Source organism: Paraburkholderia sartisoli, assembly GCF_900107685.1.
In the GTDB taxonomy this organism is placed as follows: domain Bacteria; phylum Pseudomonadota; class Gammaproteobacteria; order Burkholderiales; family Burkholderiaceae; genus Paraburkholderia; species Paraburkholderia sartisoli.
On the sequence record NZ_FNRQ01000001.1, the window covers coordinates 1,187,253 to 1,211,919 of the forward strand.

Annotated in this window: 23 protein-coding genes; 14 read left to right on the forward strand and 9 right to left on the reverse strand. The window is 64.0% G+C overall.

Annotated features, from left to right (window positions below; genetic code table 11):
* Window positions 1–109 precede the first annotated feature (109 nt).
* Window positions 110–781, reverse strand: a complete 672-nt coding sequence (locus BLV45_RS05405; protein WP_322788599.1) for a SanA/YdcF family protein — start codon at window positions 779–781, stop codon at window positions 110–112.
* On the opposite strand from BLV45_RS05405, the gene BLV45_RS05410 reads away from it, so the two are divergent.
* Window positions 690–1,019, forward strand: coding sequence for a hypothetical protein (locus BLV45_RS05410; RefSeq protein WP_245753119.1), 330 nt, complete (start codon window positions 690–692; stop codon window positions 1,017–1,019). The genes BLV45_RS05405 and BLV45_RS05410 overlap by 92 nt on opposite strands.
* On the opposite strand, the gene BLV45_RS05415 is transcribed toward BLV45_RS05410, so the two are convergent.
* Both BLV45_RS05415 and BLV45_RS05420 read right to left on the reverse strand, forming a co-directional pair.
* Window positions 1,011–1,781 carry a peptidoglycan recognition protein family protein gene (locus BLV45_RS05415; RefSeq protein WP_090529953.1) on the reverse strand — a complete coding sequence of 257 codons (771 nt, stop codon included), beginning with the start codon at window positions 1,779–1,781 and terminating at the stop codon, window positions 1,011–1,013. The two genes, BLV45_RS05410 and BLV45_RS05415, sit on opposite strands and share 9 nt — an antisense overlap.
* 3 nt (window positions 1,782–1,784) lie before the next feature.
* Window positions 1,785–2,360: a PAAR domain-containing protein gene (locus tag BLV45_RS05420; protein WP_090529956.1), complete on the reverse strand. Its 576-nt coding sequence runs from the start codon at window positions 2,358–2,360 to the stop codon at window positions 1,785–1,787.
* A gap of 205 nt (window positions 2,361–2,565) precedes the next feature.
* Between BLV45_RS05420 and BLV45_RS28050 the strand changes: the two genes are divergently transcribed.
* The gene (locus BLV45_RS28050) at window positions 2,566–2,907 is read left to right on the forward strand and encodes a hypothetical protein (RefSeq protein WP_176954069.1); all 342 of its coding nucleotides are present in this window, start codon (window positions 2,566–2,568) and stop codon (window positions 2,905–2,907) included.
* Window positions 2,908–3,013: 106 nt separating this feature from the next.
* Here the strand turns inward: BLV45_RS28050 and BLV45_RS05430 are convergent, their stop codons facing one another.
* The 4 genes from BLV45_RS05430 to BLV45_RS05445 form a co-directional block, all read right to left on the reverse strand.
* A complete protein-coding gene (locus BLV45_RS05430; protein ID WP_090529959.1) occupies window positions 3,014–4,411 on the reverse strand; it encodes a virulence factor family protein in 1,398 nt (465 codons plus the stop codon).
* Complete coding sequence (gene mprF / locus BLV45_RS05435) at window positions 4,408–6,948, reverse strand: bifunctional lysylphosphatidylglycerol flippase/synthetase MprF (protein WP_090531169.1); 2,541 nt, start codon at window positions 6,946–6,948, stop codon at window positions 4,408–4,410. The genes BLV45_RS05430 and mprF overlap by 4 nt, the downstream gene beginning before the upstream one ends.
* 271 nt (window positions 6,949–7,219) lie before the next feature.
* On the reverse strand, window positions 7,220–7,633 hold the full coding sequence (locus tag BLV45_RS05440) for a host attachment protein (protein ID WP_090529963.1): 414 nt from the start codon (window positions 7,631–7,633) through the stop codon (window positions 7,220–7,222).
* Window positions 7,634–7,850: 217 nt separating this feature from the next.
* Window positions 7,851–8,540: a TetR/AcrR family transcriptional regulator gene (locus BLV45_RS05445; RefSeq protein WP_245753120.1), complete on the reverse strand. Its 690-nt coding sequence runs from the start codon at window positions 8,538–8,540 to the stop codon at window positions 7,851–7,853.
* 349 nt (window positions 8,541–8,889) lie between these two features.
* Between BLV45_RS05445 and BLV45_RS05450 the strand changes: the two genes are divergently transcribed.
* The 5 genes from BLV45_RS05450 (at window position 8,890) to hydA (ending at window position 16,133) form a co-directional block, all read left to right on the forward strand.
* On the forward strand, window positions 8,890–10,158 hold the full coding sequence (locus BLV45_RS05450; RefSeq protein ID WP_090529969.1) for a Zn-dependent hydrolase: 1,269 nt from the start codon (window positions 8,890–8,892) through the stop codon (window positions 10,156–10,158).
* Window positions 10,159–10,275: 117 nt separating this feature from the next.
* A complete protein-coding gene (locus tag BLV45_RS05455) occupies window positions 10,276–11,637 on the forward strand; it encodes an NAD(P)-dependent oxidoreductase (protein ID WP_090529972.1) in 1,362 nt (453 codons plus the stop codon).
* A gap of 94 nt (window positions 11,638–11,731) precedes the next feature.
* Window positions 11,732–13,045 (forward strand): NAD-dependent dihydropyrimidine dehydrogenase subunit PreA, encoded by a 1,314-nt coding sequence (gene preA, locus BLV45_RS05460; protein WP_090529974.1) that lies wholly within the window; start codon window positions 11,732–11,734, stop codon window positions 13,043–13,045.
* Between the two features lie 73 nt (window positions 13,046–13,118).
* Window positions 13,119–14,630 carry an NCS1 family nucleobase:cation symporter-1 gene (locus tag BLV45_RS05465; RefSeq protein ID WP_090529977.1) on the forward strand — a complete coding sequence of 504 codons (1,512 nt, stop codon included), beginning with the start codon at window positions 13,119–13,121 and terminating at the stop codon, window positions 14,628–14,630.
* 51 nt (window positions 14,631–14,681) lie between these two features.
* Window positions 14,682–16,133: a dihydropyrimidinase gene (gene hydA / locus BLV45_RS05470; protein WP_090529980.1), complete on the forward strand. Its 1,452-nt coding sequence runs from the start codon at window positions 14,682–14,684 to the stop codon at window positions 16,131–16,133.
* A 77-nt stretch (window positions 16,134–16,210) separates the two neighbouring features.
* On the opposite strand, the gene BLV45_RS05475 is transcribed toward hydA, so the two are convergent.
* Window positions 16,211–16,717 carry a GAF domain-containing protein gene (locus tag BLV45_RS05475; RefSeq protein WP_090529983.1) on the reverse strand — a complete coding sequence of 169 codons (507 nt, stop codon included), beginning with the start codon at window positions 16,715–16,717 and terminating at the stop codon, window positions 16,211–16,213.
* Window positions 16,718–17,012: 295 nt separating this feature from the next.
* Here BLV45_RS05475 and BLV45_RS05480 point away from each other — a divergent pair, with 295 nt between their 5' ends.
* The 7 genes from BLV45_RS05480 (at window position 17,013) to BLV45_RS05510 (ending at window position 22,395) form a co-directional block, all read left to right on the forward strand.
* A complete protein-coding gene (locus BLV45_RS05480; protein ID WP_090529986.1) occupies window positions 17,013–17,990 on the forward strand; it encodes a LysR family transcriptional regulator in 978 nt (325 codons plus the stop codon).
* 542 nt (window positions 17,991–18,532) lie between these two features.
* Complete coding sequence (locus tag BLV45_RS05485) at window positions 18,533–19,309, forward strand: amino acid ABC transporter substrate-binding protein (RefSeq protein WP_090531172.1); 777 nt, start codon at window positions 18,533–18,535, stop codon at window positions 19,307–19,309.
* A gap of 32 nt (window positions 19,310–19,341) precedes the next feature.
* Entirely contained in the window at window positions 19,342–20,022 is a 681-nt protein-coding gene (locus BLV45_RS05490) for an amino acid ABC transporter permease (protein ID WP_090529990.1), read from the forward strand.
* Window positions 20,019–20,786: an amino acid ABC transporter ATP-binding protein gene (locus tag BLV45_RS05495; RefSeq protein ID WP_090529993.1), complete on the forward strand. Its 768-nt coding sequence runs from the start codon at window positions 20,019–20,021 to the stop codon at window positions 20,784–20,786. Before BLV45_RS05490 ends, BLV45_RS05495 begins: the two co-directional genes overlap by 4 nt.
* 361 nt (window positions 20,787–21,147) lie before the next feature.
* Entirely contained in the window at window positions 21,148–21,516 is a 369-nt protein-coding gene (locus BLV45_RS05500) for a response regulator (protein WP_090529995.1), read from the forward strand.
* Window positions 21,517–21,658: 142 nt separating this feature from the next.
* Window positions 21,659–22,066, forward strand: a complete 408-nt coding sequence (locus BLV45_RS05505) for a hypothetical protein (protein ID WP_090529998.1) — start codon at window positions 21,659–21,661, stop codon at window positions 22,064–22,066.
* 101 nt (window positions 22,067–22,167) lie between these two features.
* Window positions 22,168–22,395: a hypothetical protein gene (locus tag BLV45_RS05510; RefSeq protein ID WP_090530002.1), complete on the forward strand. Its 228-nt coding sequence runs from the start codon at window positions 22,168–22,170 to the stop codon at window positions 22,393–22,395.
* Here BLV45_RS05510 and BLV45_RS05515 read toward each other — a convergent pair.
* Window positions 22,390–24,294, reverse strand: a complete 1,905-nt coding sequence (locus BLV45_RS05515) for a glycosyl transferase family 1 (protein WP_407670958.1) — start codon at window positions 24,292–24,294, stop codon at window positions 22,390–22,392. The two genes, BLV45_RS05510 and BLV45_RS05515, sit on opposite strands and share 6 nt — an antisense overlap.
* Window positions 24,295–24,667 lie beyond the last annotated feature (373 nt).

A 24,667-nucleotide genomic window follows, 5' to 3' on the forward strand; every position in this document is an offset into this window, starting at 1 on the left:
GTCGGCCGGGGCTCGTGAAAAATTCGCTACATCTCGGCCTGCAAAATTGAATTGAAAAGCAATTCAGGCTCGTAAAGCCTGTATGAAGCGACGAAGCTTACCTCAGCTTCTACGCAGCCTGATCACGAGGGCGGGCACGGAGAGGGTTCGTTGGCGGGATAAGAGGGCGAATGGCGTACCAGATAAACGCTGGCACCTCACGCACAACCGAATAGATATCCCTCACTTCCCAGAACCGGGGATACGCGCCGCTGACTTCGCTCACTCCATAGCGTTTGAGCGCGAGCATCGCTCTCGGAAGGTGAAAATACTGCGTCACGACGATTGCGCTCGATAGCCGCTGCTTCCGCATGGCATCGCTTGCGTCGCGCGCTGTAGACCAGGTGTCGTTTCCCGCACTGTCGACCAGGATGTGATCGGTGGGGATGCCACGCCTCACGAGATAAGCGCGCATCGCAGCAGCCTCGTCAGTACCGGACGCGTCGACGCCACCACTCACGAGGACGACACGACATTGCCGCTGTTCGTAACACGTGTACGCTCGATCCAGTCTTGCGGTCAGCCGCGGTGACAGACTACCATCGCGATGCACCGTGTTTCCCAACACCACCGCGACATCTGCTAACCGTGCTCGCGTGAGCAAGCCAGCAGAAGCAAGTACTGCACTCGCAAGCAACCATAGACAAGCAATGGTTATCAAGATTCTCGTCAGCATCTGTTTCCTAATCGTACTCGCGTGGGGCATCGCAACAACAAGTCTACCGGGCACACCGAAAGCCATGCCGTGTACACAGGAGTGGTTTTCATATGTGGACAAGAATTACTTTGAGATTTCGGATGGCGAAGGACATGGCCCCGATCTGGGCAGCGGTGAATGGCTCGGCGTGGTGGAGGCAAAAGCCGGGCTACCCGTAGAAAATCTCCTTCCGCCGCAGCAGCGCTGCCAGTTGATTCAGGATCAGTTCAGGCGCCATACGTACATCATCAACAGGCCGCTGGGCTGGTCTATTTCATTTTGACGGCGCACCAAGGCTGAATCTGGCTCTCATGTCCTTGACAATCTGCATGCCATATTTACCGGGACATGCACGTCCCTCGTGATTTGGGGCAAGGCGCTGATATTCACGATGCCCACCCACCGCTGTGATGTCAAAGAATTCCTTCAACGTCGCTATTAACGCTGACAGGGCATCAATTTGTGCCTGTGTGGGCATCGCATGGTCGAAAGCCACGGCATCGCGCGCGATGTTTAACGAACCCTTGAGTTTCTGCCACAGGGATTTGCGGCTGTATTCCTGCTGCCAGGCTTCGCCTGCCTCGGCCAGATTTTCAAGCAGGACGATACCGAGTTTGCCCGTATTGTCACCGAGTACGTGAGATCCTATAAAGCGGATGTCGCGTGCCTCGATAATTTCGCCTGGACACGAGACGGCGTAGTGATAGCCGACGTCGTAAAATTTCTGCGTCGCCATGTCGTAATCCTGCACCTTTTTCATCTGCTCAATCGAGCCCTGTGCATTAACGGCACACGAATAGCTGTGTCCGGCATGGTGAATTACGATATCGCGATAGTTCCAGTTTGATGCCGTCATACCTTGCGTGGGTGGTTTTGCCTCCCATGACGATCTCTCCAGCACCCTATAGCCTCTTGCCTTCAGTCGCGTAATGATGGCCTGCCTGGTTGCTGCGCGATCATCAACAAAAATCGATACCGCATCGTTCCTGCTACTGTCCAGTGACGTATGCGCGGACGTCCAATGCACGATGTCGTAATCTGCCACGGGTCAAGCTCCTTGACGGGGTTTGAGGGTGCGCCTGGGAGAGGAAAAGACGACGTGAATACTGACTGGCTGCTCGCTGCTGGTTGTGATCTTTGCATAGCCTTCGGCATCTGTTTTTCCCGACTGCCTGGCACCTCCGACATCGGCTACAAAATCACGATGGGCCAGTCGTTGTCCGGTCGTGCTATTCCGAACATAGAACCAGCGAACATATTGGGGCGATGATGCAGGCGCTGCACTGCGCCTTGCAGGTTCATCATTGTCAGTCCGCCATCGATTCGCGATATTGCTTTCCAGATGGTCCTCAAACATCCTCTTCTGTGATGCCCTCATGCGAGGAGGCGGCTCGCACCCGCACACGCAAATGTCGTTATCCAGCGCCATCTGTTTGCCCATGGAGATATCGGGATAGCGCGGCCCCTGGCCGACAATCACGCCTGTCCGTTTGCATGCTGGACAAACGACCTTCGCGCCCAGGAATGTCAGCGGAACGCCGTCAAGGGTATCGTCCGGGATCCCCTCGATCACGATGCCGCCACTGGTCGACTTGTCGTTCTCTCTCAGGTTGTATCGTCTCATGGCCGTTAAACCTCCTTGCTCCGCAAGCCAGTGGGAATGCCGCGCGCACCTTACCCAATCACCCGCATGTCATCGGGCCTCGTGGCAGATCGATAAATCAGACGCCTGGGGATTTGCGCCAGATGCGTATGACGAGAGTGTGCATATCTATCGTCGTCGCGGTCTGCGCCAGATCAATGAGTAAGGAGAACGGAGATCGTGTGATGTGCATCTGCAACGTGACTCGATCACTAACAGATTGCCCGCACTCGAAGGCAGTCGGTCAGCACGCGGCGTGAGCGGCTGGATTTTTCGGCAGCTCGCTCGTTTCGCTCTCAGCAGGCATCGCGCCGAACTGATCCGGTTGTTCCAGTGTGCGATGGACGAACGGACCCGCCACCGCGATGCCGCGCTGCAGGCGCTGGACACCGGTCGGCACGATTGCCAATGGTTTCGAATGGCTGGGCGCTTCTCGCAGCGCAGTGTCTGCGTTTTCTGCCGGATTTCGGCTACGCGACCGGCCTGCGCGCAGGCGATCTGGTCGGCGTCACACCTGGCGGCATCGTAACCGGCACACGCGGCGCGCACTGGCTTCACCTCACCGGCAAAGGCGCGAAGGCCAGCAGGGAGATGCTGCGGATTTTTACCGAATCCTGGCCAGGCGCCGATATGTTTTACAGCGCACTTTCTTTCGTCGCCGCGATCTGCTTGCGCCAGCTGTCGAGGATGGTATCCGCGAGATGGTTGTAGTCGTGGCCGAAGTGATGCCCGCCGGGCGTGCGTATGACGCTCGCGCCAGTTTTGACGAGCGCCGGGCACAGCGTGTCCGTTTCGTCCTCGCCGTAGATGCACTGCACGATCGCGGGCGGCACCTTCACGACTTCCGGCATCGCGGGCAGCGCCTCGCTGCTGGCCGGCATGCCGAGCCAGCCGGTCACGCGGATCTGGAAGTCGGCGTCGTGCGCGAAGCCGAGCAGCGCCATCTGCGAGACCTTCGCGCGCAGCGGTTCGGGCAGGCGGTTGTACGCGAACGGCATCACGTCCGCGCCGAACGAATAGCCGATCAACGCGACGTGTCGGGTATGCCAGCGCGCGCCGTACGTCTCCATGATGCGCGCGAGATCGTGGCTCGTCTGCTCCGGCGACTTCGTGCTCCAGAAGTAGCGCAGCGAGTCCACGCCCACCACCGAAATGTTTTTCTTTTGCAGCGCCTCGGCGATGGTCTTGTCGAGATCGCGCCAGCCGCCATCGCCGGAAATCACGATCGCGAGCATGTCGGTCGGATGGGCGGCGGGCAATTCGATCAGCGGCAGGTCGGACACGTCCTGCTCGCCCGCTTCATGCACATGCAGATGCGGCGTGACGAGCGCGACCATCGCGTCAGCCGTCGACGTGTTCGCCGCGAGTCGCCGCACCGGCACTGGCTTGCCGCCGATGGGCGCGGGCGCGTCGACGGCGGCCGTCGTGGTCGCCGCGACTTCGACGAAGCCGGGCAGGCCGTTGCCGCGGCTGATCGTCGGATCGGCTGGGCACGGGTTGAAGCGCGCGTCGAGCTTCGCATCCGGATCGACCGATGCCGCACCGGAGAGCGTGTTCGAAGGCGCCGTGGAGATCATCCGCGTGGCCAGCGTGCCGCCTTCGCCGGTGCCCGCGACGACCGGCAGGAAGTAGTGGCTCAGCTGCGCTTCGCGCTGCAACTGGTGGCTGATGTTCTCGACGTCGCCCACCAGGTTGTGGCAGGTCTCCGGCTGCGGCGCGGCGCTCGCGACGTAGCGCGACGTGTCGACGCCGACGACCATCGCGCCGTCTTTCGCGAGCGCGTCGGCGGCCTGCTGGTCGCTGGCGCGCCAGCCGCCAGCCCGCGAAAACAGCACGACGAAGCCGCGCATCGCGCCGGCGGGACGCGTGACCGTGACGTTGCCAAAACGGCCGCCGGAGACGGTGGTGACCGGCGCGGCGACGGTGCGGGCGGCAGGGGCCGCAGGAGCATTGGCGGCGGCCGCATCGGACGATACGGCGGCAAAAAGGCCCGAGGACAATCCCAGGGCCAGGGTGATGCTCAATAGTTTCATGAACGCCAGCCTTCGGCGAGAAGTGAGAGATCGGCGAGGGTCAGCACGACGCCGACCGAACCGGATGCCGCGAGATAGCGCGGCTCCCAGGTCGGCTGGAATTTGCTCTTGAAGCCCCGCAGACCGCGGAAGTTATAGAAGCGGCACCCGAAACGCCACATCAGACTGGCGAGACGGTGCCACGGTGAAGCGAGCGGCGTCGCGTTCATGCCCGACAGCGGCGCCATGCCGAGGCTCAGGCTGCGGAAGTTTTCCTGCTTCAGGTGCAGCGCGAGCTTGGTGAACAGATACTCCATCGCATACGGCGACGCATCCGGCGCGTGGCGCATCACGCCGACGGTCGCATCCAGGTTCAGGTCGGTCGTCATGAACGTGACGAACGCGACCGGCGTACCCTGCTGGCGAACCAGCATCACGGATTGCGCAGCGAGGTAGTCGTCGGTGAAGGCGGCCACCGAAAAGCTCTTTTCCTTCGCGGAACGGCTGTCGAGCCACGCGTCGGAGATGCCGCGCAGCGTCGGCAGCAGGCCGGGGACGTGCGGCGGTTCATACATCTCGACGGTCAGGCCGTCGCGCTCGCCGCGCTTGAGCGCATAGCGCAGGTGCGTGCGATGCGAGCCAGCGAGCTCGAAGTCGCTCAGCACGATGCGCGCCTCTTCGCCGAGCTTCATCAGCGAAAGGCCGGCGTCGAGATAGAGCGGCAGGGCGTCGGCGCGCACCTGGTAGAACGCGGCGCGTCCGCCGTGCGCATGCGCGAGCGCCATGAATTCGCCGATCAGCTCGACCCATTCCTCGCGCGGTCCGACCGGATCGTACAGCGCGGCCCACGTGCGGCCGCGCTTCGCGTACATCAGGAACGCCTCGCGCGACTTCGAGAACAGGAAACTCTTGTCGCCCATCAGCGCGAGACCGGCGTCGCTGCGCTCCTGCGCGCGAACGATCTTCGCGGCGTCGACGAGGTCGGCCGCGGGCGGTTTCACGAAGCGTCCCGCAGCCGGACGCAGCAGCTGCCAGAACGCGATGAACATCGCGAAGAGACACGCGCCGAGCGTCGCGCGCAGCGCGCGCGGGGCGCGTTCGTCGAACGCGAAATCCCACCAGAGGTCGCGGCTGTACTGCACGTCGCGAAACGCGAAGAACAGCACCCACGAAGCGACGATCATCACGATGCCGACCGACACGAGCCAGGTCGCCGTGAAGCGCTCGCCGAAGAGCGACGACGAACGGTTGAAGCGGCCGCGCGTCGTGGCGAGCAGCACGATCAGCACGCTCAGCACGCCGGCTTCGACGAACGCGAGACCCTTGGTCAGCGAAAGCGCGAGGCTTGCGAGCGCGAGCAGCATCGTGAGCCACCATGCGGCGTCGAGCCGGCGCAGCAGCCCGCGCGCGACGAACAGCAGCAGCACGCCGAGCAGGCTCGCGAGCAGTTGCGAGCCTTCGAGCACCCACAGCGGCAGCACGGTTTGCAGCAGCGCGAGGCGGCGCGCGAACGCGGGCGTCGCGCCGGAAATCACCAGCATCCCGCCGACCGCGAACGTGAGGACGCTCAGAAAGAGCGGCGCAAGCTGCGTGATGTGCTGCGAGTTGCGCGAGGCAAAGCGCGCCTTGAGCGCCTGGCCTTCGAAACCGGCGAGCAGCGCCGACGACAGCAGCAGCGGCACGCCGAAGTAGATCACGCGATAGGCGAGCAGCGCCGCGACCATCGCGGGCGTCGGCATGGTGCCGCCGAGCGCGAACACCATCGATGCCTCGAACACGCCGAGACCGCCCGGCGTGTGGCCGATCATGCCGAGCAGCATCGCCACCGAGAAAATCGCGATGAAGTGCGCAAAGCCGATGTGCGTCTGCGGCAGCAGGGCCCACAGCGCGATGCTGGCGGCGGCGACATCGGCGGCCGCGAGTGCGAGCTGCGCGACGAGATCGCGGCGCGCGGGCACGTCGAGCGTGAGCGGGCCGAGCTGGACCTGACGCGCAACCGGCGGGCACAGCGCGATCAGCGCCGCGAAGAGCGCGACGATGACGAGGCCGGTGCAGACCAGCAGCGTCGGCGAAAGATGCGTCATGCGGCTCATCGATCCGGCGGCGTACAGCATGCCGAGACCCGAAAGCAGCACGAGCGCGAGGCCGAGCGTGACGCTCGTGAACAGGGTGATGCGGCCGACCTGCGCGGGCTTGATGCCTTCGGCGCCGTAGATGCGGATGCGCACGGCGCCGCCCGTCAGCGCGCCAAAACCGGTGGCGTTGCCGAGCGCGGACGCCACCGTCGCGCCGATCCACAGCACCGGGCGCGACACGCGTGCGCCGATCGAGCGCAGCCCGACCGCGTCGCGGGCGACGAGCACGACGTAGCTGGCGGCGGTCGCGGCGAGCGACGTGACGAGCGCCTGCGGCGGCAAATGACGCAGGCTGCGGACGACGGAGTGATAGTCGATGGTTTTCGACAGATGCTGGAAAACCAGCAGGACGATCGCGCAGACCACCAGCGCAAGGGCGGGAACGGCGACGTGACGTAGCGGAAGGGAGGTCAGGCGCCCGATCCAGACCGGGCCGGGCGCGCGCGGGAAGCGACTGAAAACGCGGTTGAAGAAGCGGTCGAAGAAGCCCGGTTTCGCTTGATGCACCGTATCGGTGCGTGCCGACACTTTATTTGAACCGATACTGCTCACTTGCCCGCCCCGTTGAAAGCCATGCGTACTATAACGGTCAGGCAGTCAGAAAGTTGACGTGGTCCGGGTCAATCTGGTGCAAATATGCATTAAATGCGGGAAAAGCAGCGGGGGTGCCCGCCCTGCGGGCGCCCTCAGTCGCCTATCCGTGCTGTTCGAGGTGCCGCTGGATGTCCTTTGGGGCCAGCTTGGAGAGGTCGCCGGATATTTCGTCGAAGACGAGTTTGCGCGTCTCGTCGGTCATGTGCCGGCGCACGAGGCCGAGAAACCGGGGCTCGATCGCAAGGCGCAGCCGCTGGAAGCGCTGCTGCAGACGTCCCTGGTCCAGATAATCGACGAGCATGCGGGCGAACTGGTCGCGCGCGGTGTCGTCGGCGCTGTTCTGGGCGGGTTTCGCGTTCTGGCCGGGTTCGCCGTTGCGCAACGACGGGTCGCGCGTGCGGGCCTGCGGGTCGGTAAAGCCTTCGATTTCACGCAGGTCGAGCTTGAGCCCGCTGGCTTCGAAAATACGGGCGCGATTGCCGTCCGCGACGACAACCCAGGAAGTCGTGGTCATGCTTTCCTCCTTTCAGGAACGTGAGGGCGCACGAGGAACAATAGCGCTCCAGAAGCATGCCTGCCGGGTTTTCGCCATGGGCCGACCTGCGGCGGGGCGCAGCGCGGTGCGCCCCGCGGGCGAATGAAGCGTCCGCTTCAATGCGGGCATGCACGCGTCACCCGTCCCGCGCGGCGACGGTCGTCGAGGGGCGACGTCTTTCGCCAGCGCCCGTTTTCTATTCCGTGTGTACGCTCCTCGCGCCGCAGGCGCGAATCACCAGCGCGACGACCTGCTCGGTCGCTTCATCGAATGCCTTTCTGGACAGCGCGCGTTTGCCCGCCAGCGCTTCGATCTGCGCATCGAAATCCGCGTAATGCTGGGTCATCGCCCAGATCATGAAGAGGAACGCGCGCGCATCGATGGGGGCAAGCAGCCCGCGCGCGATCCAGTCGTTGATCACGACGACGCGCGTTTCCATCCACGGCTTCACGCGGCCCGACAGGATGTCCTGCATGTGCGTCGCGCCGCGAATGATTTCGTTCGCCCATACCTTCGACGCGAGCGGACGGCGTCGCGACAGTTCCATCTTCGCGCGCACGTAACCGCTGATGGCTTCCACCGGATCGTCGCTGCTGTCGAACGTGTCGGCGGCGCGGTACCACTCCTCGAAGATGTCGTCGAGCACGCGCCGGTAGAGCGCGAGCTTGGTCGGGAAGTAGTAGTGCAGGTTCGCCTTGGGCAGGCCGGCGCGTTCCGCGATCATCGCCGTGCTCGTGCCTTCAAGACCGCGCTCGGCAAAAACGGCTTCGGCGCAGGCCAGCAGATGCGCCTCGTTCGTGTTGCGGATGTGTGCCTTGCGCCGCCGCATTGGCTTCGCTGTTTCTGCGTTTTCGACGGTCATCGCCGGCGCATCGTCGCTTTTCATCATGGCCTCGTCTGGCGCGCTTGCCGCGTCACGCCTCATTGCGCGCCTCATTGTAGTCGGAATGTGTCGTGCCGTACCCCTGCGAGCGACGTGCATCACGTCATGGTGCAGCGCAATGGCACGCTTTTCGCTCAGAGAGAAGTCATTGAAATATAGCTGGTAATCGTCTACAACCTGTCCAACTGGACAGGATTGGACGAGCAGGGAAAACACGTAAACAGCGGCGCGCGGAAGATGCACCGCACACGGGCGCGATGCCCCGTGATGTCCCGTGATGTGCCGGCGATGCACCGCGTTTGCGTACGAAACCGTGCTTTTGAATGACCAGATTCGCAGAGGAGACAGACTGATGAACGCAGTGACGGAAACAGGGCTCGACGTGTCGATCAAGGTGAACGGTCAGCGTCTTTGGGACAGCCTCATGTCGATGGCGAAGATCGGCGCGACGCCTAAAGGCGGCGTCTGCCGTCTTGCGCTGACGGACCTCGACCGGGAAGGGCGCGACCTGATCGTGAGCTGGGCAAAGGAGGCGGGTTGCACGGTGAGCGTCGACCAGATGGGCAACGTGTTCATGCGGCGCGCGGGACGCAACCCGTCGGCGCTGCCGGTGATGACGGGCTCGCACGCGGATTCGCAGCCGACGGGCGGCCGCTTCGACGGCATCTACGGTGTGCTCGGCGGCCTCGAAGTGATCCGCAGCCTGAACGACCATGGCATCGAGACCGAGCATCCGGTCGAAGTCGTGATCTGGACCAACGAGGAAGGCTCGCGCTTCGCGCCGGCGATGGTGGCATCGGGTGTGTTCGCGGGCGTCTTCACGCTCGACTATGGGCTGTCGCGCAAGGACGTCGACGGCAAGACGATCGGCGAGGAACTCAGGCGCATCGGCTATGCGGGTGACGTGCCGTGCGGCGGCCGGCCGATTCACGCCGCGTTCGAACTGCACATCGAGCAGGGCCCGATACTCGAGGCGGAACACAAGACGATTGGCGTCGTGACCGACGCGCAGGGCCAGCGCTGGTACGAGATCGTGCTGACCGGGCAGGAGGCGCATGCGGGTCCGACGCCGATGCCGCGCCGGCGCGACGCGTTGCTGGGCGCCTCGCGCGTGGTGGACCTCGTGAACCGGGTCGGGCTGAACCATGCACCCTTCGGCTGCGCGACGGTCGGCATGATGCAGGTCTATCCGAACTCGCGCAACGTGATTCCCGGCCGCGTGTTTTTCACCGTCGATTTTCGTCATCCGGACGATGCCGTGCTTGCACGGATGGATGCGGAACTGCGTGAGGGCGTCGCGCGCATCGCGGGCGAAATCGGCCTTGAAACGCAGCTCGAACAGATTTTCTACTACAAGCCGGTCGCCTTCGACGCAGCCTGCGTGAAGTCGGTGCGCGCGGCGGCCGAACGCTTCGGCTATCCGCACCGCGACATCGTGTCGGGCGCGGGCCATGACGCGTGCTACCTGTCGCAGGTCGCGCCGACTTCGATGGTGTTCGTGCCGTGTGTCGACGGCATCAGCCACAACGAGATCGAGGACGCGACGATCGAATGGATCGAAGCGGGTGCGAACGTGCTGCTGCACGCGATGCTCGAGCGCGCGTGCGAGCCTGCATCGTAGCTTCTTCTGGTCTTCATTGACAGACGCTCCTTGAAGGTTGTTTCCTGATTTCGACGCTGGCTTCGCCAAAGGCGAAGCCAGCGGGTTCGTGTTGTTTCTCTTGCTGAAGGAACGCGCATGGCTACGAAGGAAACCGGCGATATCGCCGCAGGCCGACTACAGGCCGACCAGCTCGCGTGTCAGTTCACCGACGTCGCTCCGTTGCTTGAACCCGCCGCCGCGGCGATCGCCGCGAGCCGCTGCCACTACTGCTACGACGCGCCGTGCGTGAACGCGTGTCCGACGCAAATCGATATTCCCGGCTTTATCCGCAAGATCGGCAACGGCAACCTTAAAGGTGCCGCGGTCGACATTCTTTCCGCGAATCCTCTAGGCGGCATGTGCGCGCGCGTGTGCCCGACGGAAATCCTGTGTGAAGGCGCATGCGTGCGCAACCATCAGGATGAACAGCCCGTCGCGATCGGCGCGTTGCAACGCCATGCAACCGACTGGGCGATGGCGCGCGATCTCAAGCTGTTCACCCGCGCGGCGGAAACCGGCCGGCATGTGGCGGTCGTCGGCGCGGGCCCGGCGGGTCTCGCGTGTGCGCACCGGCTCGCGCTCGACGGTCATCGCGTGACACTGTTCGACACGCATCCCAGGGCGGGCGGTCTGAACGAATACGGGATTGCCGCGTACAAAACCGTCGATGAATTCGCGCAACGTGAGGTCGACTCGCTGCTGTCGGTGGGCGGCATCGAACTGAAGACGGGTGTCGCGCTGGGCCGCGACGTGACGCTCGATGCGCTTCGCCAGCAGCACGACGCCGTGTTTCTCGCGGTGGGTCTCGCGGGCGTGAAGGCGTTGCGAATCGAAGGCGAGGCGCTCGGCGGCGTGGAAAACGCGGTCGATTTCATCGCGCGCCTGCGTCAGGCGGACGATCTGTCGACGCTGCCGGTAGGGCGTCGCGTGGTCGTGATCGGCGGTGGCAACACGGCGATCGACGCCGCGGTGCAAAGCCGCAAGCTCGGCGCCGAAAGCGTTTCGATGGTGTACCGGCGCGGCGTCGAGGCGATGGGCGCGACGTGGGCCGAACAGGAATTCGCGCAGACGCAGGGCGTCTCGATCGTGCTGTACGCGCAACCGGTCCGGTTGCTGGGTGACGGCAAAACGGTGACGGGCGTCGAATTCGAACGCACGCATGAAGAGGGTGGACGTCTCGCGGGCACCGGCGAGCGCTTCACGATTGCCGCCGACGTCGTACTGAAGGCCATCGGCCAGACGCTCGTCGCGACAGGGCTCGACGCCGACATCCTGACGACGGACGGCACGCGCATCGCCGTCGATGACGAACGGCGTACGTCGCTCGACAACGTCTGGGCCGGCGGTGACTGTGCGGCCACCGGTCTCGATCTGACCGTGCAGGCCGTGCAGGACGGCAAGCTCGCGGCGGCCTCGATCAGCCGCGTGTTCGCCCGCACCGCGAAGCGCGCGGCGTAACGGACATAACGGACGTAGCAGCACGTTGTACGGAAAGCGCGGGCCTCGACGCCACGCGCAGCGATAAAAAACGAATCACCCCACGGAGCCAGACATGGCCGATCTTCGTTGCACCATCGCCGGCATCACGTCGCCGAATCCTTTCTGGCTGGCCTCCGCGCCGCCCACCGACAAGGCTTATAACGTCAATCGCGCATTCGAGGCGGGCTGGGGCGGCGTCGTATGGAAGACGCTTGGCCTCGACCCGCACGTCGTCAACGTGAGCTCGCGCTATGGCGCGGTGCAGTGGAACGGCCAGCGCATCGCGGGCCTGAACAACATCGAACTGATCACCGACCGTCCGCTCGACGAGAATCTGCGCGAGATCGCGCAGGTCAAGCGCGACTGGCCCGACCGCGCGATGATCGTCTCGCTGATGGTGCCGTGCAACGAGCGCGACTGGAAATGGATCCTGCCGCTCGTCGAGGATACCGGCGCCGATGCGGTCGAACTGAACTTCGGCTGCCCGCACGGCATGAGCGAGCGCGGCATGGGCGCGGCGGTCGGGCAGGTGCCCGAATACATCGAGATGGTCACGCGCTGGGTGAAGGAAGGCTCGCGCCTGCCGTGCCTCGTGAAGCTCACGCCGAACATCACCGACATCCGCCTCGGTTCGCGCGCCGCATACAAGGGCGGCGCCGATGGCGTGTCGCTCATCAACACGATCAACTCGATCGTCGCCGTCGATCTCGACGCGATGGCGCCCATGCCGACCGTCGACGGCAAAGGTACGCACGGCGGCTACTGCGGTCCGGCGGTCAAGCCGATCGCGCTGAACATGGTCGCTGAAATCGCGCGCGACGCGGAAACGCCGGGCCTGCCGATTTCGGGCATCGGCGGCATCACGACATGGCGCGACGCGGCCGAGTTCATGGTGCTGGGCGCGGGCAGCGTGCAGGTATGCACCGCCGCGATGCACTACGGTTTCCGGATCGTCTCCGACATGGCGGACGGGCTCTCGAACTGGATGGACGAAAAAGGCTACGCGACGCTCGACGAGATTCGCGGACGCGCCGTGCCGAACGTCACCGACTGGAAATTCCTGAACCTGAGCTACGACATCAAGGCGCGCATCGACCAGGACAAGTGCATCCAGTGCGGCCTGTGCCACATCGCGTGCGAAGACACCGCGCACCAGGCCATCCTGCGCGAGAAAGACGGCGTGCGTCATTTCGAAGTGGTCGATTCGCAATGCGTCGGGTGCAATCTTTGCATGCATGTGTGCCCGGTCGACCAGTGCATCACGATGGAGCGCGTCGACGCGGGTGCGTATTCGAACTGGACGACGCATCCGAACAATCCTGCCGCGGTGAACGCCAGCGCCGCGACGCAGGAATCCGAAGCACCAGCATCCGCACATGCGGTCTGATGATTGACATGAGCGCTGGACGCATCGCACCGCATGACGATGCGCCAGCTTTTCGACAATGGGAGCGTGCTTGATGAACCAGTCCGTGGGAACCAGCGATTCGCTACTGCAACCGTCGGCGCGCAACAGCGCGCTCTATAACGACGATCTCGCGCCGACCGGCAAATCGCAGCGCACGTGGAAGTGGTATCACTTCGCGGCGCTGTGGGTCGGCATGGTGATGAACATCGCGTCGTACATGCTCGCGGCCGGCTTGACGGAGCAGGGCATGTCGCCCTGGCAGGCCGTCTCGACGGTGCTGCTCGGCAACCTGATCGTGCTGGTGCCGATGCTGCTGATCGGTCACGCCGGCGCGAAGCACGGCATTCCGTATGCGGTGCTGGTGCGCTCGTCGTTCGGCACGCAGGGCGCGAAACTCCCGGCGCTCCTGCGCGCGATCGTCGCGTGCGGCTGGTATGGCATCCAGACGTGGCTCGGCGGCAGCGCGATCTACGTGCTGCTCAACATTCTCACCGGCAATGCGCTGCACGGCACGCCGCTTCCGTTCCTCGACATTTCGATCGGCCAGGCGGCGTGCTTTCTCGCGTTCTGGGCGTTGCAGATCTACTTCATCGTCAACGGCACCGATTCGATCCGCTGGCTGGAAAGCTGGTCGGCGCCGATCAAGGTGGTGATGTGCATTGCGCTGGTGTGGTGGGCGACGTCGAAAGCGGGCGGAGTGGGGTCGATGCTCTCGACGCCTTCGCAGTTCGTCGCCGGCGGCAAGAAGGAAGGCCTCTTCTGGGTCACGTTCTGGCCGGGCCTCACGGCGATGGTCGGTTTCTGGGCCACGCTCGCGCTGAATATCCCCGACTTCACGCGCTTTGCAAGGACGCAGCGCGACCAGATGGTCGGCCAGGCGATCGGCCTGCCGGTGCCGATGGCGCTGCTGTCGGTGATCTCGGTGGTGGTCACCTCGGCCACCGTCGTGATCTATGGCAAGGCGATCTGGGACCCGATCGACCTGACGAGCCGCATGACGGGCGTCGGCGTCGGCATCGCGCTCATCATCCTGACGCTCGACACGATGTGCTGCAACCTCGCGGCGAATCTCGTCGGCCCGGCCTACGATTTTTCGAGCCTCTGGCCGAAGGGCATTTCGTACAAGGCGGGCGGCATGATTACCGCGACGATCGCCATCGTGATGATGCCATGGAAGATTCTCGCCACCACGCAGGGCTACATCTTCACGTGGCTCGTCGGCTATTCGGCGCTGCTCGGGCCGGTGGCCGGCATCATGATGGTCGACTATTTCCTGATTCGCGGCACGCGTCTCGACCATCATGAACTGTTCGACGAAAACGGCGAATACGCGTACACCGGTGGCTGGAACATCAAGGCGGTGGTCGCGCTGGTGATCGGCGTGCTGCCGAATCTGCCGGGCTTTCTGCACACGGCGTTTCCCGCGGCTTTTCCGAACGTGCCGGAGATGTTCAACACGCTCTATACGTATGCGTGGTTCGTGGGTCTCGCGCTCGCGGCCATCGTCTACGGCGTGTGGATGAAACTCGGCAAGCGCGCAAGCCCGCGTATCGCACGCGCGTGAGCGGGCAGTGACGTGAATGGAGATTGAGGGTTAACTGAAGGAGACGGCAGCATGGCAACCCTGATTCGTGGCGGGACGGTAGTCGACGCCAACCAGACTTATCGCGCCGACGTGCTGTGTCATGACAGCGCGGAAGGTGGCACGATCGCGCAGATCGGCGTCGATCTCACGGCTCCCGCCGGCGCGACGGTCATCGATGCCGGCGGGCAGTACGTGATGCCAGGCGGCATCGATCCGCACACGCACATGGAGCTGCCGTTCATGGGCACGACCGCCAGCGACGACTTCTATAGCGGCACGGCCGCCGGTCTCGCGGGCGGCACGACGAGCATCATCGACTTCGTGATTCCGTCGCCGCGTCAGCCGTTGATGGCGGCGTTCAACGAATGGCGCGGCTGGGCGGAGAAGGCCGCGTCCGACTACGCCTTTCACGTCGCGGTGACGTGGTGGGATGAGTCGGTGCATCGCGACATGGGCACGCTTGTACATGAGCACGGTGTGTCGAGCTTCAAGCACTTCATGGCCTACAAGAACGCGATCATGGCCGACGACGAAATCCTCGTGAACAGCTTCGCACGCGCGCTCGAACTCGGCGCGTTGCCGACCGTCCACGCGGAAAACGGCGAACTGGTGTTCCAGTTACAACGGCAGCTTCTGGCGCGCGGCTTCACGGGACCGGAGGCGCATCCGTTGTCGCGGCCGCCGGAAGTGGAGGGCGAGGCGGCCAATCGCGCGATCCGTATTGCCCAGGTGCTGGGCGTGCCGGTGTACATCGTTCACGTGTCGGCGAAAGACGCGCTCGACGCCGTGATCCGCGCGCACAGCGAGGGCCAGCGCGTGTTCGCCGAAGTGCTTGCCGGCCATCTCGTGATCGACGAATCGGTCTATCGCGACACCGACTGGGGACGCGCGGCCGCGCACGTGATGAGCCCGCCGTTTCGCTCGAAGGAGCATCGCGACGCGTTGTGGCGCGGCCTGCAGGGCGGCCATCTGCACACCACCGCGACGGATCACTGCGTGTTCTGCGCGTCGCAGAAAGCGATGGGACGCGAGGACTTCACGAAGATTCCGAACGGATGTGGCGGCGTCGAGGACCGCATGTCGATTCTCTGGCATCACGGCGTCAACACAGGACGCCTGACGCCGAACGAGTTCGTGCGCGTGACGTCGACCAACGCCGCGCAGATTTTCAACCTCTATCCCCGCAAGGGCGCGGTCGAAGTGGGTGCCGACGCGGACCTCGTCGTCTGGGACCCGCAGGCGACGCGCACGATCTCCGTCAAGACCCATCACCAGAACGTCGACTTCAACGTGTTCGAGGGGATGAACGTGCAGGGCGTGGCGACGCATACGCTCTCGCGCGGCCACGTGGCGTGGGCCAACGGCGACCTGCGGGCGCAGCGCGGCGCGGGGCGCTATCTGAAGCGGCCGCCGAACCCGGCGTATTTCGAGGCGATCCGGGTCGCCAACCGCCTGAAGGCCGTGGAGCCGGTCGCGCGTTGAGCGTGCACGATGCGCGGCCGTGAAAACCGGATGTCCATTCAAGGCATCCGGTTTTTTTCATGTGCGTGGAAGACCTGTTACAGCACCGCGCCTTCTGGCGCGAGCGTCCTGATCAGCAGGGCGGCGATCGCCTCGATGCCGTCGCGGTCTTCTACGGTGAAACGGCCGGGTAGCGGGCTGTCGATATCGAGCACGCCAAGCACCGCGCCATCGGGCATGACGAGCGGCACGACCAGTTCCGAGCGCGATGCCGAATCGCACGCAATGTGGCCTGGAAACGCCTGAACGTCCGGTACGAGCTGGGTCTCGCGGGTTTGCGCGGCGGTGCCGCACACGCCGTGACCCATCGCGATGCGCACGCAGGCGGGCTTGCCCTGAAACGGCCCGACAACCAGTTCGCCCTCGACGAGAAAATAGAAGCCCGCCCAGTTCACGTCCGGCATCGCGTTGAAGAGCAGCGCGGAAAGATTCGCGGCATTGGCGACGAGATTCGTTTCGCCGGCAAGGAGCCCGCGCGCCTGCGCGGCCAGTTCGACGTAGAACTCGCGCCTGGGCAACGCGGCGGAGACGGTTCCCTGAAACATGATCGTGTGTCCTGCGTGGTGGGTGCATGAAAGGCGCCGGTGGCGGGCGCGAGGCCGCATTGGCGCGACCGGGTCCGTGATTTTCCCACCTTTGGCGCGATCCTGCCGCGCACGGCGACAGGGCTGCGCGTCGCACGGTTTTCGCGCCTGTAAGCATTCCGGGCGGCCCGCCACGCGTTTGTCCATCAACGCATACAATGTTCCGGCACGCCTTCACGCATTGGGGCGTCGTGACGTTTCGCGCGTTCCGGCTGCAGCGCGATCAACCGCACGTGCGACGCTCAAAAGGACGTTCATGGATCACCTCGAATCGCTGCGTGTCTTTTGCACCGTGGTCGAAGTCCGCAGTTTTACGCGTGCGGCGCAGGTTCACGGCCTGTCGACGCCGGCGGTTTCCCGCTCGGTGAGCGAACTCGAAACGCGCCTCGGCGTTCGCCTCTTTCATCGCTCGACGCGTCATATCTCCACAACCGAAGTCGCCGAACAGTTTTTCAAGGGCTGTTCGCGGCTCCTCGCGGAACTCGACGTGCTGGAGGCAGAGGCACGCCACGGCGTCAGCGAGCCGACGGGCGTGCTGAGAGTCGTGGCACACACGACGGTCACGGTGAATCTGCTGGTGCCGCTGATAGCCGGATTCAAGAAGGAATATCCGACGGTGCATCTCGATCTCACGCTAAGCGAGCGGCCCGTCGATCTGATCGAGGAAGGCTACGATCTCGGCATCCTGCTGCCGTTCATGCTGACGAGCGACCAGATGATCACGCGCCCGCTGACACGCATCGCGATCGTCGTGGTGACCTCACCCGAATATCTGACGACGCACCCGCGTCCCGATACCCCGGGCGATCTCGCGCGACACGGGTTCGTCGCGCTGTCGCCGTCGATTCAGGGTTTGCCGCTGCGCTTTCGGCGCGGCGGTGAGGAGACGTCGGTCGACCTGAACGTCGAGATATCGACGAACAATGCGACGCTGCGCAAGGAGATGGTGCTGAACGGCTTTGGGCTCGGCGCGTTGCCGCGCTCGCTGATCGAAAACGAACTGCGCGATGGCCGGCTCGTGCTGCTGCTGGAGAACTACGAACTGGTCGACAGCGACATCGAGTTGCGGCTCGCGTACAGCAACCGGAAGTTCATGCCGGCCAAGGTGCGCGCGTTCGTCGATTACGCGGCGGCGTTTTACGATGGTGCGGCGGGTGCCGCTGGTGCATCGGTTGCGCCCGAGGCGCCCGCCGCGTCCGCTGAAGACGCATCGCGCAGCGTGCCCGTGCGCTAGCCGTCCGGCAGCAGATCGCGAACGGCCGCGTGGGCGTTGCCCGCCAGCGTGGTGCTCATGCGCCACTCGCGTGTGCGCGAGCCGTGCATCCGCTTCCGGCCGCCGGTGTGCAATATGCAAACCCTTGCCGGCCTGACGGCTCGACGTGACGGGCAGAGACAGCGGTTCCGCCGTGAGCCGTTCGAGATTCAGCCGCTTCCGCGAACGATCCAAAGCTGCAGTAGTATTCTGCCGGCCGTGTGCTTCGGGGCGGGCGAGCAGTGCTTCGACCGGTATTCCGGAGTGAATTATCAGGACACTTCGGGTTTTCACTATTCGTGTTTCGTCATACGTTCCACTGCCAAAAAGACAAGACACTGGCACAATCTGCGGCTTCAAGGCGCCATGATCTCTTTATAACCAGAAGAAATATTGTTTGTCTTCGAAATGCTTTGTGGAAATAAAACCCGTTTGCTACAGTCCGCTGCGCGCTTCGGACCGGTAGCATGGCGAACACGCAACGCACACGCATGCCGGACAAACAACACCAAGAGGACTATGTGATGAAATCGATTCGCTCCATTCTGTTGATCGGCCTGTTGCAGGTCGCCGCCGCGACGTCGGCGTTCGCTGCCGACGATCTCGCGCAGATCAAGTCGGCCGGCGTTTTCAAGATCGGCACGGAAGGCACGTACGCACCGTTCACGTTCCATGACGCGTCGAACCAGCTGACGGGCTTCGACGTCGAGATCGGCCGCGCGATCGCGCAGCGTCTCGGCGTGAAGGCGGAGTTCGTCGAGGGCAAGTGGGACGGCCTGATCGCCGGCCTCGACGCGAACCGTTACGATGCCGTCATCAACGAAGTGTCGATCACCGACGCGCGCAAGGCGAAGTACGATTTCTCGAGCCCGTACATCACGTCGCACGCGGCGCTGATCGTGCGCTCGGACAACACGACCATCAAGACGTTCGACGACCTGAAGGGCAAAAAGTCGGCGAACACGCTGACCAGCAACTTCGGCAAGATCGCGCTCGCGCATGGCGCGGACGTGGTCGCCGTGCAGGGTTTCAACGAATCGGTCGATCTGCTGACGTCGGGCCGCGTCGATGCGACGGTGAACGACTCGCTGTCGTACCTCGACTTCAAGAAGCACAAGCCGGATGCGAAGGTGAAGATCGCCGCGCTGGATAACGCCGACAGCGACCAGTCGGGCGTGTTGATCCGCAAGGGCAATCCGGAACTGCAGGCCGCGATCAACAAGGCGCTCGCCGACATGAAGGCCGACGGAACCTACGACAAGATCTCGATCAAGTACTTCGGCAAGGACGTCTCGAAGTAATGTCCGGGAACCTTGGGAAGCGGGTCTGAATCATGCCGGCATGGCTGCATTTGATGGGCACGTCGCTCTGGCCCCTGCTGTACGCGGGGCTGGTGTTTACCGTGCCGCTCACGCTGATTTCCTTCGTGCTGGGTCTCGCGCTGGCGTTTGCCGTCGCGCTGATCCGGCTGTTCGGGCCGGCCTGGTCCGTCGCCGTCGTGCGGTTCTACGTCTGGCTGATTCGCGGCTCGCCGCTGCTCGTGCAGCTGTTCGTGATCTTCTACGGGCTGCCGAACGTCGGGATCGTGCTCGATCCGTTGACGGCGGCCATCATCGGTTTTTCGCTGAACGTCGGCGCCTACAATTCCGAGGTGATTCGCGGCGTCATCGAATCGATCCCGAAAGGACAGTGGGAAGCCGCGTATTCGATGGGGATGACGCGCGGCCAGGCGCTGCGTCGCGCGATCCTGCCGCAGGCGGCGCGCGTGGCGCTGCCGCCGCTGTCGAACTCGTTCATCGCGCTCGTGAAAGACACGTCGCTCGCCGCCGTGCTGACCGTGCCGGAGATTTTCCAGGCCGCGCAGCGCATCGCGTCGGTCACATATGAGCCGCTCATTCTGTATACGGAAGCGGCGTTGATCTATCTGGTGTTCAGTTCGGTGCTGTCGTCGGCGCAGGTCAGGCTCGAACGGCGCTTCGGGCGCCACGCGCTTTTCACGGGTGGCAACGGATGATCAAGCTTCAGAAAATCGAAAAGTATTTTGGCGATCACCGGGTGCTGAACGCGGTCGATCTCGCGCTCGCGCCGGGCAACGTCACGGCGCTGATCGGCCCGTCCGGCAGCGGCAAGAGCACGCTGCTGCGCTGCGTGAACCTGCTGGAGATTCCCGAAGCCGGCACGCTCGAACTCGGCGACCAGCGGCTCGAATTCAGCCGCACGGAGAAACCCTCGCGCGACGCGGTGCTCGCGATCCGCCGGCGCACCGGCATGGTGTTCCAGAATTTCCAGCTGTTTCCGCATCGCACGGTCATCGAAAACGTGATGGAAGGGCTCATCACCGTGCAGAAGTGGGACGTGGCGCGCGCACGCACGCGGGCGCACGAACTGCTGACGAAAGTCGGCATCGCCCACAAATCGGACGCGTGGCCCTCGACGCTCTCCGGTGGCCAGCAGCAGCGCGTCGCGATCGCGCGGGCGCTGGCGCCTTCACCGGACGTGCTGCTGTGCGACGAGCCGACCTCGGCGCTCGATCCGGGGCTGGCCGCGGAAGTCGTCGACGTGCTGCGCCAGCTTGCAAAGGAAGGCATGACGATGCTGATGGCCACGCACGACCTGCGGCTTGCCGCGTCGATCGCGCGTGACGTCGTGTTCCTGACCGACGGCGAGGTGGTCGAATCGGGCCCGGCGCGCGACATCTTCACGCGTCCTGGCCGGCCGGAAACCGCCAGCTTCGTGTCCACCCTCACGCAAAAGCTGCCGGACAGCTGGGACGACTGATCCCGCCCATCCCGCCCTGAGCGACCCCAGCCGGCGCTTTCCGCGCCGGCTTCAGCATTTCACTGTTATCCCGTTCTGTTCATCGATCCGGCGTTTTGTCGTTTTGTCGCGAAACGCGCGTGATCGGTGTCGTCCCTGGATGTGTATTTTGTGGCACGGATCAGTCAGATCGACGCCGCTTCGGATGCTTTCAGGCTAGAGGCGAAACGGGTCCGGCAAACGCACTGACCGTGGCGAACCGTTGCCCGTGGCGGCGCGGCCATCGCGCAGCTGCTGCCGGATGATTCAATGACCACTGCGGGAACAATCGTTGCTGACGACAGCGTGATGCAAGAACACGCGCCAACACGCCGGGAGTTCCATGTGTACTGTTTTACTGGCGGACGACAACGCCCGCGACCTCGAAGCGCTCCAGCTCGTTCTGGAACACGAGGGGTATCGGGTGATGACCGCCGATAACGGCTGCGGGGCGCTCCTTGCCGTGCAGCGCGAGCGCCCGGACGTCGTGATCACGGACTGGAACATGCCGTTCATGGACGGCGTCGAACTGTGCTTCCGGATGAAGCGCCAGCCGGCGCTGGCGTTGATTCCAGTGATGCTGGTCTCAGCCTCCTTGCCGCCGGGCATCAGCGCCGCGCCGTGGACCGCCTTCTGCCGCAAGCCCGTTGCGATGCGCCGCCTGCTCGAACTCGTCGGCGAACTCGTGCCCCCGCAGCCGGCGAAGGATTGATCCGTCGATGATTCATCGTTGATCCGTTCATTCGTTTTCCGTTTCGCTCGACTGGTGGATTCCGGCGCTTGGCGGCCGATGTCGGGCATGGGCGGGGCGCCCGTGCGATACAATTGCCGGCGGCCTGAACAACGGAAAATCAATGAAGATTCGGACTCTATCTCTTGCATGTGCAATGACTGCCGTGATGCTCTCGGCGGGATGTACGGTCGTCTACAGGAATTCGGACGCATGCGAGCAGATGACGCGTGAGAAGCTCGCCGACAAGTATCCGCAGAAGCTGACGATTTCGCACACCGGCGCGGCCATTCGCGGCGAACGCGTGGTCGTGGAAGGCCAGTTCGAGACGCCGCCCAAGGCGGCGTCTGGCGTGGCGGCTTCGGGCGTCGCCGCGGCTTCGGCCACGCCTGCGGTGGTCGCAACCGGCAAGAAAAAGAAGGTCTACACCGCCACGGCCGCGGAATGCACATTCTCCGGCTCCGATCTGACGGCGTTCCGCTGGCTCGCTCCGGCTGATCTCGCCAATCCCGACGACGAAGCGTCGGAGTAACGTCTCCCCGTCGACCAGAGTTAGCGTAGCCGGGCGATGCGGCACAACGGGACGTGCCTCACGGTGCTACGATTGAACCGTCGCCGACCAGGAGGATCATGATGGACGGCTTTGTCAGACATCAGATAGAAGGCGCGTCGGTGGACATCGACGTCGTGCCCGCCAATCCGCGCGGCTTCTGCGCGAGGTTCCGCATTTTTCGCGACGCGGCCGACCGGCCCGAGTGGCACCAGGTCCACGTCTCCGGAAGCGTGTTCGAGACGGCGGACGAGGCCGAGGAAGCGGCCCGCTCGATGGCGCTCGAAAAGGTGCTGGCGCGGGGTTCATAGCGCCTCGTGCATCGCTGGTTGTGCATTCGCCGGCTGCGCGTTCGCCGGCTTCCCGCGCCGCGCCGGCCGTACGCATCGGGCCAGCCGTTCGCCCAGTCGCGCCGCATTTCCCGCGAAGAAGCGCCCGGCCACTTTCCCTTCGATCAGCCGCTGGCGCAGCGTCTCGCGCTCGCCATGTTCCGTCGCCAGCCGGACGGCGGCTTCGATATACGCATCCACCGTTCCGGCGATAGTCCACGAAGGCATGCCCGCGCGCGCGAACATCGCGCCGTCGATATGCTCGAACACCTCGGGCCCGGTCTTGCAGACGCCCGGCAAGCCGACCGTGAACGCATCGACGATGCCGTTCGTATTGCCGAACGGGAACGGGCTGATGAACATATCGGCGTCGTGTACGCGCGCGAGATAGGCCGCGTAGTCGTGAAAGCCATGAACGTGTGCGCCCGGAAGAACGCGGGCGATGACCGTGCGCATGTGCGCGTGCTGCATCCCGTTGCGTGTGCCTGTCATGAAATGAAACTGCACGGGAACGCCGGCGCGCTTTTGAATCTGCGCGCAGGCTTCGAGAAAGCGCGGATTGATCTTCATCGCGCTCGCCGTGACGACAATTTTCACGACGCTGCGCCTTGCCGGCACGCACGCGACAATTCCCGGAAGCGCGGCTGACGGACGATAGGGCTGCCCGTCGGCAGGCAGCGTCAGCAGTGTTTCGCTAAAGCATGCCGGGTCGCCGACGTAGTCTTCCTCGACGCTCACGTAATCGATCTGCGCGGAGTGCGTGGTGGCCGGATGACCGAGCCCCGCCACCTGCAACGGCGCGACACGCAGATTCGACAGGAACACTGTCAGCACGAACATGCCGACGCTCGGCATGTATAGCACCTGCGCCCCGTGGGCCTTCGCGAATGCGCGGATCGTGCCCAGGCACTCGCCGATATAGTCGGGCTCCTCCAGTTCGATGAACCGGTCGAATATCGCGCGCCCCGCGGCATCGACGGCATACCCGAAGCCGAAACCGACAACCTCGAAGTGCTGACGCGCCGCTTCGATCGCGCGCGAATGGGTGCGATAGATCGAGTGGCCGCCCCAAAACCACTCCGCGACAACGATCATCAGCGGCTTTTTGCGGCCGCGCCCGGGTGAACGCCCTGGCACAGGGTCGAGATCCGCGAGGCCCAGCCACGCGAGCTTGCGCCGGACCAGCACGTTGATGTCCTTTTTGATTGCGTGCCGTGCGGGCGAATCCGCATAGCTGCAATACATATAGACGTTGTGCAGGATGTCCGTTGGCAGCGAGTCGAGATCGTCGACCTGCGCGAGCTTGCCGGGCAGCCAGGCGAGCAGCGCCTCGCGTTTGGCGTGCGCGGCCGGCGAGCCCTGGAATTCGGGTGAGAGGAGGGCGAGCGCGAGTCCTGCGGCGAGCGTGCGGTTCTCGACCCAGAGCGCATCGAGATCGAGCGCCAGACCGGACTCGTTCGAATAGAGCAGCCAGCGCTTTGCACGCGCCAGATCCTGGCGCGGGGCGGTGTCGTTTTCAGCGCCGCGCCCGCCCAGATAGCACGCGACGTGGTCCGCGTTACCCAGCGCCGTTGCCGCGAAAATCGCACCGATCCACGGATGCAGGCCCAGTAGCGCGCTGTATTGCGACGGCGTGGGGACGCAGCCGGGATTCGCCAGCAGCACGCTCACAGCGCCTGCAAGACGGGTGAGAAAGCGCGCGTGCTGCCCGTCTGCAGTGAGCCCCTCCATTGACGATGCGCTGAGACCGTCGCCCAGTTCGCCGTGTTTCGCGCGCAGATGGGCGAGGATCACGACGAGCTGGTCGAGCGCATGACCGGTCTCGCCGGTATGCACGCGTTGCTCGAGCAGGTCAAGGCACAGGTTCTGAGGCATGTTCATTGGCATGAAAATTGGTATGACTAACTAAATGGTGTGAACGGACATACGCCGGCATCCACTTCATTCTCGCAGAAACCGGACCACGTGTGCGTCGATTCCAGGAATTTGGGAGTTTTCTTGTATCTGGTAGATGACCCGATTCGTAGGATTCGATTGTCGTACGTGTAGGGAAATTCTGTCCTGCGCGTCGGTGTGGAACTTTCGGGCACGTCATGCTTTTTCGGATCGCGGGCGGGCTGGCGGCGGGTGCATGGCGATCGTGCGCACGGCCTGGTTCGTGTTCTGTTTCTGGTAATTCGGATTGCGAATGACGTATTGATTCTATGTGACTTTCAGCGCGAAAAGCCGCGTTGACACCGGCTGTCGTCCGGGC